The organism is Pseudaquabacterium rugosum (assembly GCF_038066575.1).
In the GTDB taxonomy this organism is placed as follows: Bacteria; Pseudomonadota; Gammaproteobacteria; order Burkholderiales; family Burkholderiaceae_C; genus Pseudaquabacterium; species Pseudaquabacterium rugosum.
The window spans coordinates 68,990-86,762 of the sequence record NZ_JBBUTF010000016.1 but is presented as its reverse complement, the minus strand read 5'-3'; the positions used below and the strand labels follow the sequence as shown (position 1 = coordinate 86,762).

General features: G+C 70.7%; 17 protein-coding genes. 5 read left to right on the top strand and 12 right to left on the bottom strand.

The genetic code is table 11. The annotated features are described in order from the left end of the window. Positions 1-34 precede the first annotated feature (34 nt). Positions 35-670, bottom strand: coding sequence for a phosphoribosylglycinamide formyltransferase (gene purN / locus AACH11_RS17320; protein ID WP_341375510.1), 636 nt, complete (start codon positions 668-670; stop codon positions 35-37). Positions 671-854: 184 nt separating this feature from the next. Here purN and AACH11_RS17315 point away from each other — a divergent pair, with 184 nt between their 5' ends. Then, positions 855-2,060: a tryptophan--tRNA ligase gene (locus AACH11_RS17315; RefSeq protein WP_341375509.1), complete on the top strand. Its 1,206-nt coding sequence runs from the start codon at positions 855-857 to the stop codon at positions 2,058-2,060. Between the two features lie 55 nt (positions 2,061-2,115). Here AACH11_RS17315 and AACH11_RS17310 read toward each other — a convergent pair whose 3' ends face one another. Beyond that, positions 2,116-3,366 (bottom strand): GGDEF domain-containing protein, encoded by a 1,251-nt coding sequence (locus tag AACH11_RS17310; protein WP_341375508.1) that lies wholly within the window; start codon positions 3,364-3,366, stop codon positions 2,116-2,118. Positions 3,367-3,530: 164 nt separating this feature from the next. Here AACH11_RS17310 and AACH11_RS17305 point away from each other — a divergent pair, with 164 nt between their 5' ends. Beyond that, positions 3,531-3,794, top strand: coding sequence for a hypothetical protein (locus tag AACH11_RS17305; protein WP_341375507.1), 264 nt, complete (start codon positions 3,531-3,533; stop codon positions 3,792-3,794). A gap of 52 nt (positions 3,795-3,846) precedes the next feature. Here AACH11_RS17305 and AACH11_RS17300 read toward each other — a convergent pair whose 3' ends face one another. From AACH11_RS17300 to AACH11_RS17290, 3 genes are all read right to left on the bottom strand, one after another. Further along, positions 3,847-4,602, bottom strand: coding sequence for a HesA/MoeB/ThiF family protein (locus AACH11_RS17300; protein ID WP_341375506.1), 756 nt, complete (start codon positions 4,600-4,602; stop codon positions 3,847-3,849). A 63-nt stretch (positions 4,603-4,665) separates the two neighbouring features. Further along, complete coding sequence (locus AACH11_RS17295) at positions 4,666-6,141, bottom strand: S41 family peptidase (RefSeq protein WP_341375505.1); 1,476 nt, start codon at positions 6,139-6,141, stop codon at positions 4,666-4,668. A gap of 188 nt (positions 6,142-6,329) precedes the next feature. Beyond that, entirely contained in the window at positions 6,330-7,061 is a 732-nt protein-coding gene (locus tag AACH11_RS17290; RefSeq protein ID WP_341375504.1) for an HAD family hydrolase, read from the bottom strand. A 46-nt stretch (positions 7,062-7,107) separates the two neighbouring features. Here AACH11_RS17290 and AACH11_RS17285 point away from each other — a divergent pair, with 46 nt between their 5' ends. Both AACH11_RS17285 and rocF read left to right on the top strand, forming a co-directional pair. Further along, positions 7,108-8,061 carry an LOG family protein gene (locus AACH11_RS17285; RefSeq protein WP_341375503.1) on the top strand — a complete coding sequence of 318 codons (954 nt, stop codon included), beginning with the start codon at positions 7,108-7,110 and terminating at the stop codon, positions 8,059-8,061. 36 nt (positions 8,062-8,097) lie between these two features. Next, complete coding sequence (rocF, locus tag AACH11_RS17280; protein ID WP_341375502.1) at positions 8,098-9,015, top strand: arginase; 918 nt, start codon at positions 8,098-8,100, stop codon at positions 9,013-9,015. A 63-nt stretch (positions 9,016-9,078) separates the two neighbouring features. Here rocF and AACH11_RS17275 read toward each other — a convergent pair whose 3' ends face one another. Next, a complete protein-coding gene (locus AACH11_RS17275; protein ID WP_341375501.1) occupies positions 9,079-10,128 on the bottom strand; it encodes an adenosine deaminase in 1,050 nt (349 codons plus the stop codon). A 145-nt stretch (positions 10,129-10,273) separates the two neighbouring features. Between AACH11_RS17275 and AACH11_RS17270 the strand changes: the two genes are divergently transcribed. Continuing rightward, positions 10,274-10,894: a septal ring lytic transglycosylase RlpA family protein gene (locus AACH11_RS17270; protein WP_341375500.1), complete on the top strand. Its 621-nt coding sequence runs from the start codon at positions 10,274-10,276 to the stop codon at positions 10,892-10,894. Between the two features lie 116 nt (positions 10,895-11,010). Here the strand turns inward: AACH11_RS17270 and AACH11_RS17265 are convergent, their stop codons facing one another. The 6 genes from AACH11_RS17265 to AACH11_RS17240 form a co-directional block, all read right to left on the bottom strand. Then, positions 11,011-12,408: a sigma-54-dependent transcriptional regulator gene (locus AACH11_RS17265; RefSeq protein ID WP_341375499.1), complete on the bottom strand. Its 1,398-nt coding sequence runs from the start codon at positions 12,406-12,408 to the stop codon at positions 11,011-11,013. Next, positions 12,398-14,467 carry a sensor histidine kinase gene (locus AACH11_RS17260; protein WP_341375498.1) on the bottom strand — a complete coding sequence of 690 codons (2,070 nt, stop codon included), beginning with the start codon at positions 14,465-14,467 and terminating at the stop codon, positions 12,398-12,400. The genes AACH11_RS17265 and AACH11_RS17260 overlap by 11 nt, the downstream gene beginning before the upstream one ends. A gap of 74 nt (positions 14,468-14,541) precedes the next feature. Then, positions 14,542-15,276, bottom strand: coding sequence for an amino acid ABC transporter ATP-binding protein (locus tag AACH11_RS17255; RefSeq protein WP_341375497.1), 735 nt, complete (start codon positions 15,274-15,276; stop codon positions 14,542-14,544). 13 nt (positions 15,277-15,289) lie between these two features. Continuing rightward, complete coding sequence (locus AACH11_RS17250) at positions 15,290-15,955, bottom strand: amino acid ABC transporter permease (RefSeq protein WP_341375496.1); 666 nt, start codon at positions 15,953-15,955, stop codon at positions 15,290-15,292. Further along, the gene (locus AACH11_RS17245) at positions 15,955-16,719 is read right to left on the bottom strand and encodes an amino acid ABC transporter permease (RefSeq protein ID WP_341375495.1); all 765 of its coding nucleotides are present in this window, start codon (positions 16,717-16,719) and stop codon (positions 15,955-15,957) included. Before AACH11_RS17245 ends, AACH11_RS17250 begins: the two co-directional genes overlap by 1 nt. Before the next feature lie 81 nt (positions 16,720-16,800). Continuing rightward, positions 16,801-17,706, bottom strand: coding sequence for an amino acid ABC transporter substrate-binding protein (locus AACH11_RS17240; RefSeq protein ID WP_341375494.1), 906 nt, complete (start codon positions 17,704-17,706; stop codon positions 16,801-16,803). Positions 17,707-17,773 lie beyond the last annotated feature (67 nt).

Genomic DNA, 17,773 nt, shown 5'->3' with positions numbered 1-17,773 from the left:
GCGCCGCCGGACACGGCCGTCAACACCGCCGGCGTCAGCCGCCCCACAGCCACTGCGGGGCGTTCTCGCGCTGCGTCACGTGGCCGTCATCGGTCAGCGTCAGCGCATCGTCGACGGCCCAGCGCACGGCCATCGGATACAGGCGATGCTCGGCCACCAGCACGCGTGCGGCCAGCCGCTCGGGCGTGTCCTCGGGCATCACCGGCACGGCCGCCTGGGCGATCAGCGGACCATGGTCGAGCGTGGGCGTCACGAAGTGCACGCTGGCGCCGGCCAGATGACAGCCCGCCTCCAGCGCCCGGCGGTGGGTGTGCAGGCCCGGAAAGGCCGGCAGCAGCGACGGATGGATGTTGATCAGGCGACCGGCATAGCGCTGGACGAAGCCGTCGGTCAGCACCCGCATGAAGCCGGCCAGCAGGACCAGATCGGGCGCATGGGCGTCGACGGCCGCCGCGAGCGCGGCATCGAAGTCGGCGCGTTCAGCATGGGCCCGGTGATCGACCACACCGGTGGCGATGCCACGTTCGGCGGCCCAGGCCAGGCCGGCCGCGTCGGGCTTGTTGGACAGCACGGCGACGACATCGGCCGCCCACCCCTCGGCCGCACAGGCCTCGACGATGGACTGCATGTTGCTGCCGCGCCCGGAAATCAGGATGACGATGCGCTTCATGGAAGGGGCGGGATTCTACGCACCGGCGCGAGGCCGACGCGCGGCCGACGCGCGGCCGGCCGGCGACCCGATGCCCGCGGCACCCCGGGCGGACACCGCCGGCACGGGCCCGTCCGGACGGCATCCGCAGGCCGGCTGCTTGGGCGAGAATCGCCACTTTCACGCATCAGCCATTGCCGCCACCATGCGATCCCGCGTCCTTTCCGGCATGCGCCCGACCGGCGCCCTGCACCTCGGCCACTACCACGGCGCCCTGAAGAACTGGGTGCGCCTGCAGGACGACCACGACTGCTTCTTCTTCGTCGCCGACTGGCACGCGCTGACCACCCACTACGAGGACCGCTCGATCATCGAGAAATCGGTCTACGAGATGGTCACCGACTGGATCGCCGCCGGCCTGGACCCGGACCGCGCGACGATCTTCATCCAGAGCCGCCTGCCCGAGCATGCCGAGCTGTTCACGCTGCTGGCCATGGGCACGCCGCTGGGCTGGCTGGAGCGTATGCCGACCTACAAGGACCAGATCGAGAAGCTCAAGGACAAGGATCTGGCGACCTACGGCTTCCTCGGCTACCCGCTGCTGCAGGCCGCCGACATCCTGATCTACAAGGCCGCCCATGTGCCGGTCGGCGAGGACCAGGCACCGCACGTGGAGATCACGCGCGAGGTCGCGCGCCGCTTCAACCACCTGTACGGCCGCGCACCGGACCACGAGCAGCGCGTGGCCGCGGCGCTGGCCAAGCTGTCCAAGGACGACCAGCGCTACCTGGACAAGCAGCGCAAGGCCTACGGCCAGGACGGCAAGGCCGAGGCGCTGGCCAAGGGCGAGGCGCTGGTGCGCAAGCAGCAGGCCGCCGCCGTGCTGGATGCCGACGAGACCGAGCTGCTGCTGGGCCACCTCAAGGGCAGCGGCAAGAGCGTGCTGACCGAGCCGGACGTGCTGCTGACCGAGACCAGCAAGCTGCCCGGCCTGGACGGCGACAAGATGAGCAAGAGCCGCGGCAACACGATCGCGATGCGCGACAGCCCCGAGGTCGTCACGCAGAAGATCCGCGGCATGAAGACCGATCCGCAGCGCGCGCGCCGCACCGATCCGGGCGATCCCGAGCGCTGCCCGGTCTGGCAGTTCCATCAGGTCTACACCGATGGGCCGACGCGCGAGTGGGTGCAGCAGGGCTGCAAGACCGCGGGCATCGGCTGCCTGGACTGCAAGCAGCCGGTGATCGAGGCCGTGATCAAGGAGCAGCAGCCCTGGCGCGAGCGGGCCGAGGCCTATCTGGCCAACCCCAAGCAACTGCACTGGATCGTCGAGGCCGGCACCGAGCGTGCACGCACGGTCGCCCGCCAGACGATGAAGGACGTGCGCAACGCGATGGGCCTGAACTACTGAGGCCTGCCGGCGGTCGGGGCCGGACCCCGACCGGACATCCGCGGGGCGGGGCCGGTCAGCCGACCCGGCGCTCGCTGGCGTCGGCCGCGCGCAGCACCGGCGCCGCGCCCGCACCGGCGTCCGCCGCGGCCGGCTCGGCCTCGCGCGAGGCACCGTAGAGCTCGGTGCGGTTGCGGCCGCAGCGCTTGGCCTCGTACAGCGACTGGTCGGCACGGCCATAGAGCCGCTCGGCACTCATCTCCTGGCCCGGCAGGGCCACGGCGATGCCGGCCGACACCGTCAGCCGGATCGGCGATCCGTCGCGCCCCTGAAGCTGGAGCGCGGCCACCGCCTCGCGCACATCGTCGACCAGGATGCGTGCGCCGGCCGGATCGGTGGCCGGCAGAACCAGACCGAATTCCTCGCCACCGAGCCGGCCGAACACGTCCGAGGCCCGCAGGCGCTGGCGCACCGCGACGGCGAAGCGACGCAGCACCTCGTCACCGGTCTGGTGGCCGTGGCTGTCGTTGATGCGCTTGAAGTGGTCGAGATCCATCAGCACGAAGGCCACCGGCTGGGCGGCACGCCGCGCCTGGCGCAGGGCCTGGGCCAGCAGCTCATCGGTGGTGGCTCGGTTCAGACAGCCGGTCAGGCCATCCTGGGTGGCCATCAGCTCGAGCTGGGCCGCCGTGCGCTCGAACACCGTCATCACGAAGCCGAAGCCCGCGCCCAACATGCCGACATAGGTCGCCAGCATCGCCAATTCCTGGATCGGACCGGCCTCACTGAGGCTGACGATGGTGTCCTCGGTCCAGAGCAGCCGGGCACCACGCCACAGCAGCACCAGCACCAGGCCCGCGAGCGAGACGGCCACCAGGCGCAACGAACGCTCGGCATTCCAGCCGCGCAGGCGGATCACCACGACGCCGCTGGCCAGCAGCGCCGCGCAGTACAAGGAACTGGCCGCCACGCGACCGGCCAGCGACACGCCGACCAGTTGCAGCGCCAGCAGCACCGCCCAGGCCCAGGGCTGGCTGTGCACCAGCCAGCGCGGCCCGGCGTGGCCGAGCAGCAACCAATGCAGCGCCTGGGCGTAGAAGGCCAGACCCGCCCACTGCGCCGCCTGCCCCAGGCTGGTCAGCAGCCCGCCCTGTCCACGATCGGCGGCCAGCAGCACGAAATCCAGCATCAGGCAGAAACAGCCACGCGACCACAGCGCCAGCTCATGACGCGAGCGCGTGCGACGGTGCGCCAGGCTGACCTGCAGCGTCAGCAGCGCGAAGCCCAGCATCAGGGCCACCATCAATGTGGGCACATGCAGGTTCACCGTGACCTCAGACTCCGCCCAGGGCGCAGGAGACCGGCGCCGCGTGCGGGAATGCACGTGGATCTGGCCTGGAACACAGCCGTATTCTCCACTCGGATATACGTGGAAACCCTATACTGCACCGCAACACGACGCGATCCGCCGTGCAGAACAGGAGATTCCCCATGAGTTCCGCATCCATGACTTTCGGCCGCCCGGCCCGCCTGGTGATCCCGCGCGGTGCCGAGTGGTTCGCCCAGCTCGCCCACCTCCTGATCCAGGCCGTGCAGCGTGCCGACCAATGGCTGCTGGCCTCGGCACGTACCGAGCCGAAGACGGCGGAGGAAGTGCTGGAGTGGGCCCGCCGCATCGAGCGCACCGAGCCGGGATTCGCCGCTGACCTGGAAGCCGCCGCCCTGCGCGCGATCGACCGCGACACGCGCCGCTGAACCGTCAGCATAGCAGCCTGCGCGGACCTCGCCGGCAAGAGCCGGCCTGCACTCAGCCCGCGATCGGCGCGCAGACCGCACACGTGGGCTGGGCCGCGAGCTTGAGCTCGGTCCACTCCATGCGCCGGGCATCGAGCAACTGCAGCCGCCCGGCCAGTGAACTGCCGATGCCGGCCAGCAGCTTCAGCGCCTCGGCCGCCTGCACGCTGCCGATGATGCCGACCAGAGGGGCGAACACGCCCATGGTCGCGCACCGCACCTCCTCGACCGTGCTGTCGGCGGGGAACAGACAGGCATAGCAGGGCTGGCCCGGCGTCCGGACATCGTAGACCGCGATCTGGCCGTCGAAGCCGATCGCGGCGCCCGAGACCAGCGGCTTGCGATGGCGCACGCAGGCGGCATTGACGGCATGACGGGTGCGGAAGTTGTCGCTGCAATCCAGCACCACGTCGGCCTCGGCCACCGCACGGTCCAGCCATGGCGCATCGGCCCGCAGCACGACCGCATCGACCTGCACGTCCGGATTGATGGCGGCGATGCTCTCACGCACCGACTCGGCCTTGGGCCGGCCGATCCGGGCCAGGCTGTGCGCGATCTGGCGCTGCAGGTTGGTCACGTCCACGTGGTCATGGTCCGCCACCGTGATGCGGCCGACCCCGGCCGTGCCCAGGTAGAGGGCCACCGGCGAACCCAGCCCGCCCGCACCGACGACCAGCGCATGGCCGTCGAGCAGGCGCTGTTGGCCCTCGATGCCGATGTCGTCGAGCAGGATGTGGCGCGAGTAGCGCAGCAGCTGATCGTCGTTCATGCGGCGGCCTTCAGGTGAAGGCCGCAGCGCGGCACGACGGGCCCGCGCGCCGGCGTCGCGGACTCAACGGCGTGCGCCCGGCGCCGCCGGTGGCGTACCGGCCGCATCGTCGTCGACAGCGGCCTTGCGCTCCGACAGCGTCTTGCTGACGGCCACCGGCTTGCCCTTGAGCTGGTTCAGGGCCTGGATCAGCGGCCAGTCCTCGGCCGAGCCGAAGTCGGGCAGCGGCTTCGGGCCTTCCTTGCCGGCCTTGGCGGTCAGCTCCTCGAGCTTCTTGCGGGCTTCCTCGCGGGCCTTCTCGCGCGCCTCGTCCTTGGCCTCGGGGCCGTTGGCGAGATGCTTCTCGAGATCGGCCTCGCGGGTGCGCAAGGCGGCGAAGACATTGCCTTCGGCGGTCTCGTCGATCCACAGGTCGGGCACGATGCCCTTGGCCTGGATGCTGCGGCCGCTCGGCGTGTAGTAGCGCGCGGTCGTGATCTTCAGCGCGGTGTCGGCCGACAGCGGGCGCACCGTCTGCACGGAGCCCTTGCCGAAGGTCTGCGCGCCCATGATGGTCGCGCGCTTGTGATCCTGCAGCGCACCGGCGACGATCTCGCTCGCCGAGGCCGAGCCCTCGTTGACCAGCACCACCAGCGGCACGTTCTTCAGCGCGGCCGGCAGACGGCGCAGCGGATCGGGCCCGCCACGGCGCACGTAGTAGTCGGGCGACGCCTTGAACGTGGCCTTGGATTCAGCGACCTGGCCGTTGGTGGACACCACCACCGCCTCGGCCGGCAGGAAAGCCGCCGACAGCGCGACCGCGCCCTCGAGCAGGCCGCCCGGGTCATTGCGCAGGTCCAGCACCAGGCCCTTGAGCTTCGGATCGGCCTTGTAGAGCTCCTCGACCTTGCGCACGAAGTCCTCGACCGTGCGGTCCTGGAACTGCGTGACGCGCACCCAGCCGAATCCGGGCTCGGCCATCTTGGCGCGCACGCTCTGCACGCGGATCTCCTCGCGCACGATGGTGACGGGGAAGCTGCGGTTCTCGTCCTTGCGGAAGAGGGTCAGCACGACCTTGGTGCCGGGCTCGCCACGCATGCGCTTGACGGCCTGGTCCATGGTCAGACCCTTGACCGGCACGTCATCGATGCGGGTCACCAGATCACCGGGCTTCAAGCCGGCGCGGAAGGCCGGCGACCCCTCGATCGGCGAGACGACCTTGACCAGGCCGTCTTCCATGCCGATCTCGATGCCGACCCCGACGAACTTGCCGGTCGTGCCCTCGCGGAATTCCTTGAAGGTCTTCTTGTCGAAGTAGACCGAATGCGGATCCAGCCCCGCGACCATGCCGCCGATGGCGTCGGAGATCAGCTTCTTCTCGTCGACCGGGTCGACGTAGTCGCTCTTGACCATGCCGAAGACGGCCGCGAGCTGCTGCAGCTCTTCGAGCGGCAGCGGCGCGAGCTGGTTGCGCGCATTGGCCTGCAACTGCAAGGTGGTCAAGGCACCGGCCACGGCACCGACGGCCAACAGGCCTGCCACCTTCAATTTGCCCTTCATCTCGCCCTGCCTGCAGCCCATGACGGCCGCGTGTCGCCTGTGATGCGTCAGTATAAGACCGCCACGCGGGGCGTCTGCGGGCCGCCGGCGTGAAGCCTGTGACGCACCTGCGGGTGTCCGGTCGCGCGGTGGCATCCGCCGCCGCGCCGGGAGCGGCGACCGAGGTCCGGATCGGTCCGCGAACGGGCTCAGACCCCCAGCCGCTGCGCCAGCGTCAACAGGTCGGCCACCCGATGCTGCGGCTGCCCACGCGGCGGCCGCAGGCCGTCGACCCGCTCCACCCAGGCCGCCTGCAGGCCGGCGTCGAGGGCGCCATCGACGTCCAGCGCGGCATCGTCGCCGACATGCAGCGTGCGGGCCGGAGCGGCACCGACGACGGCGCAGGCGGCCTCGAAGGCGGCCGCCTCGGGCTTGCCGCAGCCCAGCCGGAAAGCACTGACCGCGCCGACGAAGAGCTCACCGATGCCCGGCACGCGCTGGATGTCGGCATTGCCGTTGGACAGCGCGACCAGCGGCCAGCGCGCGGCCAGGCGGCGCAGCGCCGGCAGCACATCGGGGTAGAGATCGACGCGCTGGCGGTGCTCGAGGAAGAGCTCGAAGGCCGGCGCGGCCAGTGCCGGATCGTCACCGGCGGCGACCAGCGCGCGGCGGATGCTCTCCAGCCGCATGGCGCCCAGGTCGTGGGCCCGGACCCAGTCGGGCCGCTCCAGCGCCACCGCCTCGCGCAGGCGGCGCAGCGCGGCCGTGTCGTGACGGGCGGCGGTGGCCGGGGCGTGGACGCGCAACCAGTCGTGCAGCACGGCCTCGGCACGGTCGATGGCCGGCCAGACCGGCCACAGGGTGTCGTCGAGATCGAGCGTGATGGCCTGCAGCGACGCAGGATCGAACGACGGTGTGGACGCAGCGGCAGGGGATGTCATGGTCGGCGATGGTAAGTCGCCCCGCTTTGCGCGTAAGCTGGATCCCATGCCGAACGACATCGCACCGAACGCCCTGCCCCCCGCCGGCGAGCCGGCCCGCCCGGCCGAGCTCCACGCCCGCAACTTCCCCAGCGCCGAACAGGAGGCTGCCGCCGTCGAGCGCACCCGCCATGGCCGCTACGACGGACCGGAAAGCGCCTACCGCCTGGCCTTCACGGACGCCGACTTCCTCGTGCGCGAGGAGTTGCGGCCGGTGCGCATGCAGCTGGAGCTGCTCAAGCCCGAGCTGGTGATGGCCGAGCAGGGCGTGACGGCGACGATCGTGATGTTCGGCAGCGCCCGCATCCTGCCGGCCGACGTGGCGCAGCAGCGCCTGGCCGCCGCCCAGGCCACCGGGGATGCCGACGCGGTGCGCCGCGCCGAGGCCGCCGTCGGCATGAGCCGTTACTACGAGGAGGCGCGCCGCTTCGCCGCGCTGGTCACCGAACGCTCGCGCACGCTGGACGAGCCGATCTACGTCGTCACCGGCGGCGGCCCCGGCATCATGGAGGCCGGCAACCGCGGCGCACACGAGATCGGCGGCAAGAGCATCGGACTGAACATCGTGCTGCCGCACGAACAGGAGCCCAATCCGTACATCACGCCGGAGCTGTGCTTCCAGTTCCACTACTTCGCGTTGCGCAAGATGCACTTCGTGATGCGCAGCATCGCGCTGGTGTGCTTCCCCGGCGGCTTCGGCACGCTCGACGAGCTGTTCGAGACGATGACCCTCATCCAGACCGGCAAGAGCCGCCGCCGGCCCATCCTGCTGTTCGGCCGGGCCTTCTGGGAGAAGCTGCTGAACTTCGATCACCTGGTGGACACCGGCATGATCAGCCCCGGCGACCTGGGCCTGTTCCGCTTCGTCGAGACCGCCGAGGAGGCCTGGGCCGCGCTGTCGGCCCACTACGGCTTCGACCTGCCGCCCGACGACCCCAAGCGCCACGCCGAGGACGTCTGAGGGCGGGCACGCCACGGCCGGCCCTACCATCGCGGCATGAGCATCCGACAGATCAGCCTGATCGGCGCGCCGACCGACATCGGCGCCGGCGCCCGCGGCGCCAGCATGGGCCCCGAGGCGCTGCGCGTGGCCGGCATCGCCGCCACCCTGGCCGCGCACGGCCTGGAAGTGGCCGACCGCGGCAACCTCGCCGGGCCGGCCAACCCCTGGCTGCCGCCCGAAGGCGGCTACCGCCATCTGGCCGAGGTCACCGCCTGGAACCAGGCCGTGCACGACGCGATGTTGGCCGAGCTGCGCGCCGACCGCCTGCCCATCCTGCTGGGCGGCGACCACTGCCTGGGCCTGGGCTCGATCAGCGCCGTGGCCCGCCATTGCCGCGAGCGCGGCCGCAAGCTGCGCGTGCTGTGGCTGGACGCCCACGCCGACTTCAACACCAGCGCCCTGACGCCCAGCGGCAACCTGCACGGCATGCCGGTGGCCTGCCTGTGCGGGCACGGCCCGCAGGCGCTGGTCGAGATGTCGGGCGCGGTGCCGGCGATCGATCCGAAGTGGGTGCGCCAGATCGGCATCCGCTCGGTCGATCCGGGCGAGAAGCGCTTCGTCCACGAGGTCGGCCTCGAGGTCTTCGACATGCGCTTCATCGACGAGCACGGCATGCGCCACGCGATGGAGCTGGCGCTGGCCACGCTCGACGCGAACACCCATCTGCACGTGAGCTTCGACGTCGACTTCCTGGACCCCGACATCGCGCCGGGCGTGGGCACCACCGTGCGCGGCGGGCCGACCTACCGCGAGGCCCAGCTGTGCATGGAGATGATCGCCGACACCGGCCGCCTGGCCAGTCTCGACGTGATGGAGCTCAACCCCGCGCTCGACCTGCGCAACCAGACCGCCGAGCTGGCCGTCGACCTGATCGAGAGCCTGTTCGGCAAGAGCACGCTGATGCGGGCCTGAGGGCCGCGCAGGCTGGCGGCGCGCGCCCGGCGCGACGGCCGTCGGGCCGGGCGCCGAGGAGCTTCAGGCTGCCGCCTGGGCGAACACCGCGTCGAGCTCGGCCATCCACGCGCCCTTGCGCTCGGCCGGCACGAAGGACGCCTCGAAGCTGTTGCGCAGCAGCGCGTAGGCCTCGCGCGCACCCAGCTGCGGCAGCGCCTCGAACAGCGCGACGAAGTTGTCGTTCAGATAACCGCCGAAATAGGCCGGATCGTCGCTGTTGACCGTCGGCTTGCAGCCCAGTGCCAGCAGCGCCGGCATGCTGTGGTAGGCCATGTGGCGGAACACGCACAGCTTGATGTTCGACAGCGGGCAGACCGTCAGCGGCACGCCCTCGCGGGCCAGGCGCTCGATCAGGGCCGGGCTCTCGACGCTGCGCACGCCGTGGTCGATGCGCTCGACCTTGAGCACGTCGAGCGCGCTCTCGACATAGGCCGGCGGCCCCTCCTCGCCGGCATGGGCGACGCGGTGCAGGCCGAGCTCGGCCGCACGGGCGAAGACGCGGGCGAACTTCTCCGGCGGATGACCGCGCTCGCTGCTGTCGAGGCCGACGCCGATGAAGTGCTCGCGCCAGGGCAGCGCGGCCTCCAGCGTGGCCAGCGCCTCGTCCTCGGACAGGTGGCGCAGGAAGCACAGGATCAGCGCCGAGGAGATGCCGAGCTCGGCCTGCGCGCGGTCGCAGGCGCGCTTCAGGCCACGGATCACGACACCGGTGTCGACGCCGCGCGCGGTGTGGGTCTGCGGGTCGAAGAACAGCTCGGCATGGACCACGTGGTCGGCCTGCGCCTTGAGGAAGTAGGCCCAGGCCATGTCGTGGAAGTCGTCCTCCTGCAGCAGGACGCTGGCGCCGGCGTAGTAGATGTCGAGGAAGCTCTGCAGGTCGGTGAAGGCATAGGCCGCGCGCAGCGCCTCGACGTCGGCATACGGCAGGGCCACGCCGTTGCGCTGCGCCAGCGCGAAGATCAGCTCCGGCTCGAGCGAGCCCTCGATGTGGATGTGCAGCTCGGCCTTGGGCGCGCGCGACAGCAGCGGGATCAGCTCGGTGCGGGCGATGCGGTCGAAGTCGAAGGGCATGGGGAAGGCTCCTGGGCGTGTGGCCGGATTCTGCCAATCGGCGGCCGGTCGCGGGGACCGCCGGGTCAAGGCCGGCCACTGGCGCGGATCGCGGTCACGCGGACCGGCTACGATAGAGGACCTTTGACCTGCCGGAATGCCGTTGATGCCTCTGTCTGCCCTGCCCTCTCGCCCCGGACTTCGGGTCTGGTCGCGGATGGCCGTGCTGGTCGCCCTGCTCGGCGCCGCCGGCGGGCATGCGGCATGGGCGGCGGATGCGCCCGCCACCCGGCGCGCCAAGCCCAAGGCCGTGGCCACCACGACGGCGGCCGAAGGGCCGATCAGCTTCTATGCCCAGCGCTTCCACGGCCGTCGCACGGCCAACGGCGAGCGCATGGACAACGGCGAGCTGACGATGGCCCATCCCGATCTGCCCTTCGGCACCCAGGTCCGGGTGACCAATCTGCAGAACCAGCGCACCACGGTGCTGCGCGTCAATGACCGCGGCCCGTTCGCCGGCCGCCGGGTGGCCGATGTCTCGCGCGCGGCCGCCGAGCTGCTCGGCTTCGTCCAGCGCGGGGTGACCACGGCCCGGCTGGAGGTCGTCAGCGTGGTGGGCACGGCCGGCGCGGTCGCGGGTGCGGCCGCCCAGGCGGCGGCCGATGCCGCCAGCGCCACCGTCACCGGCGTCGGCCATGCCCTGGGCGCACTGGAATCACAGGTGCTGCCCGCCACCGAGCGCGCCCGCCCGGCGGTCACCGGCGCGGCGGAGCGCAGCGCCGACTGAAGGCGCAGATCGGCGGGCAGACCGGGCACACCCCGGGCCTACACCGGACACCAGGCTGCCCCACCGGGCGCCGTCTGACGGCACCCGGACCGCGGATGGCCCGCGGCCCGCCCGCCTCAGTCCCCCGCCTGCAGGCCGTGCTTGCGGATCTTGTCGGCCAGCGTGGTCTTGGCCATGCGCAGGGCCTTGGCGGTGCGGGTGATGTTGTGCTCCTGGCGCTTGAGCTCGTCGGCGATCAGGCTGCGCTCGTAGCCGTCGACCAGCTCGCCCAGCGAGGCCCCACCGTTGCTCGGCAGGCCGTAGCCACCGGCATCGGCCAGGGCCGTCACGCCGCCGTCGGGCGCCGGCGGCAACGGCGCGGCCGGCAGCAAGGGCTCCTTGGCCACGCCCAGCACCAGACAGTCGGCGACGTTGCGCAGCTCGCGGACGTTGCCCGGCCAGTCGTGCGACATCAACCGGTGCAGCTGCGCGCTGCTGACGGTGGGCTGCGGCCGCGCGTAGCGGCTGGCGGCCAGCAGCAGGAAGTGTTCGAGCAGCAGCGGGATGTCCTCGCGCCGCTCACGCAGCGGCGGCAGCTCGATCGTGATCACGTTGAGCCGGTAGTACAGATCGGCCCGGAAGCTGCCCTCGCGGGCCCGCGCCAGCAGATCGTCCTTGGTCGCGGCGACCACGCGCACGTCCACCGGCAGGCCGTTGTTGGCGCCCAGGCGCTCGACCTGGCGCTCCTGCAGCACGCGCAGCAGCTTGATCTGCACCGGCAACGGCATCGACTCCAGCTCGTCGAGGAACAGCGTGCCGGCATTCGCATGCTCGATCTTGCCGATGCGCCGCTTCTGCGCGCCGGTGAAGGCGCCGGCCTCGTGGCCGAACAGCTCGCTGTCGATCAGGTTGTCGGGCAGGCCGCCGCAGTTCAGCGCCACATAGGCGCCGGACTTGCGCCGCGAGTGCTCGTGCAGCGCGCGGGCGACGACCTCCTTGCCGGTGCCGGTCTCGCCGTGGATCAGCACGTCGACCGGCGTGTCGGCCACCTCGGAGACCAGCTGGCGCACCTTGACGATCTGCGGCGAGATGCCCACCAGCTGCCCGGCCAGGCTCTCGCGGTCGGCCAGCGCGCGCTTGAGCGCGGCCACCTCCAGCGTCAGCCGGCGCTTGTCGAGCGCGCGCTTGACGGTCTCGACGAAGACCTCGGGCGAGAAGGGCTTGGGGATGAAGTCGTAGGCGCCGCTGCGCATGGCCTCGACCGCCAGGCTCACGTCGCCATGGCCGGTGATCATGATGACCGGCAGCTCGGGATCGAGCGCATGGCACTCGCGGATCAGGTTCAGGCCGTCGGCGCCGGGCAGGCGCATGTCGGTGACGACGATGCCGGCATAGCCGGCCGCCAGCAGCGGGCGCGCCTGCTCGGCGCTGTCGACCGCCTGCGTGCGGTAGCCGGCCAGCTGCAGGGCCTGCAGGCAACCCAGTTGCACGTGGGGATCGTCCTCGACCAGCAGGACCGTCAGTTCAGGGCTCATGGTGGGACTGTAGGGCAGCAGGAACGGGCGGGCCGGCGCCGATCAGACCGCCGCCCCCGATCAGGCCCGCGGCGGGCGACAAGGCAGGCGGCAAGGCGGGCGCAGCGAGGGCCGCGCCCTCGGGCGCCAGCGGCAGGCGCAGCTCGAAGCGGGCGCCGCCGCCCTCGGCGACGACGGCCGTGATCTCGCCGCCGAACTCGCGCACGATGTCGCGCGAGATCGCCAGACCCAGACCGAGGCCGGCACCGGCCGGCTTGGTGGTGTAGAAGGGCTCGAACAGATGGGCCCGCGTGGCCTCGTCGAAGCCGGGGCCGCTGTCGCTGACCGACAGCAGCAGGCGCGGCTCGGCCTCGCCCAGGTCGTGCACCAGCTGCGCGTCGAGCACCAGCCGGCGGGCGTCCTCGGCCGTGGTCTGCATCGCGTCGAGCGCATTGCCGACCAGGTTGATCAGCACCTGTTCCAGACGGTTGGGATCGCACCAGACGCGCGGCAGGCCGGCCGCCGCGGCCGCACACCGGTTGTCCAGCCGCACGCCCATGCGGCGGATGCGCTGGTCGTAGAGGAACAGCGCATTGGCCAGCGCCTGGGCCACGTCGGTGGCCACCGGCTGCGGCAGGCTCTTGCGGCCGAAGCTCTTGAGCGGATGGATGATGCCGCCCATCTGGTCGGCCAGGCGGGCGATGATGCCGAGGTTGCCGCCGACGGCCTGCAGATCGCCGCGGCGCAGGAACTCGCTGGCATTGCCCGACAGCGTGCGGATGGCGCCCAGCGGCTGGGTCAGCTCATGGGTGATGCCGGTGGCCAGCTGGCCCAGCACCGCCATCTTGCCGGCATGGACCAGCTCGTTCTGCGCCGCGCGCAGCGTCTGCTCGGCCTGCTGGCGCTCGGCCACCTCGCGCCGCAGGCGGGCATTGGTCTCGGTCAGCGCGCGGGTGCGGCGGGCGACCTTGTGCTCCAGCTCGGCATTGGCCCGCTGCAGCAGCTGCTGGGCCTCCAGGCGCTGGCGCACCAGGCGCCGGCGCTGGGCCAGGTACAGCGCCAGCAGCTCGACGAAGGCCACCGCCACCGCGCTCATCAGGCTGGCGCGCAGGGCCTGGGCGCGCACCGGACGCAGGTCGGCGAACATCAGCACCCGCCAGTCCATGCCGTCGAGCGCCCGGCCGAGCACCAGCATGCCGGAGCCGCCGCGCGTCGGCAGGGTCGGCTGGAGGTCGAGTTCGCCCTCGATGGCCTGGCTCTCCTCATCGACGCTGTAGTCGACCGGCAGCGGAAAGCGCCGCAGCTGCACGTCGCCGTACATGCGGTTGATGCGCAGATCGACGCGCTGTTCGAGCGGCAGATCCGCGAGCGTCGTGTAGCGCCAGTCCGGCTGCGAGGACAGGATGACGACCTGGTTGGCATCGACCAGCAGCGCCGGCGTGCCCAGCATCTCCCACACGTCGTCGACCGGCGCGAGGCTGATCTTGATCGCCGCCACGCCGACCACCCGCGCGCCATCACGGATCGGATGCGAGACGAAGTAGCCCGGCTCGCCGCCATCGGCGCCGAGCGCGAAGTGGCGGCCGACCCGGCCAGCCAGCGCGTCCAGGAAGTACGGCCGGTAGGCCAGCTCCTGGCCCGGCGTGCTGTCGTCGCGCAGCAGCGGCGCGCCGTTGCGGGCCGGGCGCTGGCTGGAGGCCAGCACGGTGCCGCGCTCGTCGAGCACGAAGATCGCCAGCGAGCCCAGATGGGCATTGAGCCGTGCCAGCGAGGCCCCGGCCGTGGCCGCGCGGCGCGGATCGTCGGGCTGGCGCAGCAGGGCCAGCACCTCGCTGCTGAACTGCACGGTGGCCGGCACGTGCTCCAGGCGGCGCACGCGGCTCTCGATGGCGGCGGCGAACAGGTCGAGCCGATGGTCGGACTCGCCACGCAAGGTCTGCCGCCCCTGGTGGGCGCTGACGGTGTAGCCGATCCAGCCGCCGAAGATGACGGCGGCGATGGCCGCGACCGTCCCCGCCAGCACGCGGAACGCGCGCTGGCGGGGACGGGGCGGTCCGTGGAACGCGAGTTCGAGGGCCATCGCGGGCATTGTGACGCGGCGCGACGGCCACGCCCGTTCACGCGCCTGCGGCGCGACCACCGCCGGAACCGGGCTCAGTGCTGCAGGATCTTCGACAGGAAGTCCTTGGCACGCGGCGAGCGGGCCTCGGGCTTGCCGAAGAAGTCGTCGCGGGTGCAGTCCTCGACGATCTTGCCGGCGTCCATGAAGATCACGCGGTGGCTGACCTTGCGCGCGAAGCCCATCTCGTGGGTCACGCACATCATGGTCATGCCCTCGTTGGCCAGCTGCACCATCACGTCGAGCACCTCGCCGACCATCTCCGGGTCGAGCGCCGAGGTCGGCTCGTCGAACAGCATCACGATCGGGTCCATCGACAGCGCGCGCGCGATCGCCACGCGCTGCTGCTGGCCGCCGGAGAGCTGGCCGGGGAACTTGTCCTTGTGCGCGGACAGGCCGACGCGTTCGAGCATCTTCAGCCCGCGCGCCTTGGCGTCATCGAGGCTGCGGCCCAGCACCTTGACCTGCGCGATGGTCAGGTTCTCGGTCACCGACAGATGCGGAAACAGCTCGAAGTGCTGGAACACCATGCCCACGCGCGAGCGCAGCTTCGGCAGATCGGTGCCCGGCGCGGTGATGCTGGTGCCGTCGACGACGATGTCGCCCTGCTGGATCGGCTCCAGCGCGTTGACGGTCTTGATCAGCGTGGACTTGCCCGAGCCCGACGGGCCGCAGACCACGACCACCTCGCCCTTGCGGATGGTCGTCGTGCAGTCGGTCAGCACCTGGAAGCTGCCGTACCACTTGGAAACGTTCTTGATCTCGATCATGAGGGGCTCCGGATCAGCGGATGATCGCAATGCGCGACTGCAGGCGCTTGACCAGCATCGACAGCGAGAAGCAGATGGCGAAGTAGACGACCGCGGCGACGAGGTAGGTCTCGATCGGGCGGTTGAAGTTCTTTCCGGCGACCTCGAAACCCTTGAGCAGGTCATAGGCGCCGATCGCGTAGACCAGCGAGGTGTCCTGGAACAGGATGATGGTCTGCGTCAGCAGCACCGGCAGCATGTTGCGGAAGGCCTGCGGCAGCACCACCAGACGCATGGTCTGGCCGTAGGTCATGCCCATCGCATAACCTGCATGCACCTGACCCCGCGGCACGCTCTGGATGCCCGCACGCATGATCTCGGCATAGTAGGCCGCCTCGAACAGCGTGAAGGTGATCATGGCCGACCATTCCGCGCCCAGCGGACGGCCGGTGGCCAGCGGGATCAGCAGGAAGAACCACAGGATCACCATCACCAGCGGGATCGACCGCATGGTGTTGACGTAGAAGGCCGCCGGCGCCTGCAGCCACTTGTTCGACGACAGGCGCATCAGCGCCAGCACCGTGCCCAGCGCGATGCCGCCGAGCATGGCCACCAGCGTCAGCTGGATCGAGAACAGGAAGCCCTTGAGGACGAAGTCGGCCAGCACCTGGCCGGTGAGGAAGGAGTAGTCGAGCTGCATCAGCGGCCTCCGGTCGATCCGATGGTGCCGGGGATGCGCAGCCGGGCCTCGATCAGCAGCGCCACGCGGTTGACCAGCAGCGCCGAGATGAAGTACAGGCCGGTGACGGCGAGGTAGATCTCGAAGTTGCGCGAGGTCTCCTCGGTCGACTGCATCGCGAACATCGTGAGCTCGGCCACCGAGACGGCGAAGGCCACGGCCGAGTTCTTGATGATGCCCATCGATTCGGACGTCAGCGGCGGGATCACGATGCGCAGCGCCATCGGCAGCAGCACGTGACGGTAGGTCTGCGGCAGCGTCATGCCCATGGCCAGGCCGGCGTTGCGCTGGCCGCGCGGCAGGCTCTGGATGCCGGCGCGCACCTGCTCGGACACGCGGGCCGAGGTGAAGAAGCCGAGCGCGAAGACCACCAGCACGAAGCCGGGCACGTCCTTCAGCGGCGGGATCAGCTGCGGCAGCACGTGGTACCACAGCATGATCTGCACCAGCAGCGGAATGTTGCGGAACAGCTCCGTCCAGGCCTCACCGAAGAAGGCCAGCCCCTTGTGCGGCACCGTGCGCAGGATGCCGATCAGCGTGCCCACCACCAGCGCCAGCGCGAGCGCCAGCACGGACACCGACAGTGTCCAGCCCCAGGCCGACAGCAGCCAGTCCAGGTAGGTGATGTCGCCGTCCTTGCCGAAGCAGCCGGCGACGTCGCTGCCTTCGATGGTGCTCCTGCAGAACACCTGCCAGTCCCAGCTCGACACGGGCGGCCTCCTCATTCTGATGGTCAGGGTCCGGTGGTGCGGCGCGCGTGCGCCGTCACCCCGGGCCTCAGGCGCACGCGGACGTGCGCCGGGGGATCACTTCTTGGCGTAGTCCTCGGCCGGCTTGTCGTTCGGGCTGGCCCAGGCCGCCTTGGTGGCGTCGGAGGCCGGCAGACCGACCTTGGCGTTGGCCGGCGGGATCGGCTGCATGAACCACTTGTCGTAGAGCTTGGCCAGCGAGCCGGCCTTGATCTGGCCGCCGATGCTGTCGTCGACCGCCTTCTTGAAGGCCGCGTCGTCCTTGCGCAGCATGCAGGCGATCGGCTCGACGTTGAGCACCTCGCCGACGATCTTGTAGTCGGCCGGGTTCTTCGAACGCGCGATGTTGCCGGCCAGGATCTGGCCGTCCATCACGAAGGCGTCGGCACGGCCGCTTTCCAGGTTCAGGAAGCTGTCGGCGTGGTCCTTGCCGTAGACCTCCTCGAAGTTCACGCCGGCACCGCGCTCATGCTTGCGCAGCAGCTGCACGCTGGTGGTGCCGGTGGTGGTGGCGACCTTCTTGCCGTTGAGCTGGGCGATGCTGGTGATGCCCGAGTTGGCCTTGACGGCGATGCGCACTTCCTCGACGTAGGTGGTGACGGCGAAGGCGACGTCCTTCTGGCGCGCGACGTTGTTGGTGGTCGAGCCGCATTCCAGGTCGACGGTGCCGTTGGTCACCAGCGGGATCCGGTTCTGCGAGGTCACCGGCTGGTAGACGATCTTCAGCTCCTTCAGGCCCAGCTGCTTCTGCAGATCGAGCGCAATGCGCTCGGCCATCTCGGTGTGGAAGCCGACGTACTTGCCGTTGCCCAGCGTGTAGGCCAGCGCGCCGGAGGACTCGCGCACGCCCAGCGTGATCGAGCCGCTGTCCTTGATCTTCTTCAGCGTGTCGGCGGTGGCGGTGCCGGCGGACAGGGCGGCGGCGACGGCCAGGGCAGCGAGAACGGGGGTCTTCAGGCTCATCAAGGTCTCCAGGGAGGAAGGTGCGGTACGGACCGCGCAGGAACGGGGTTGGGCCCCTGGTGCGCGA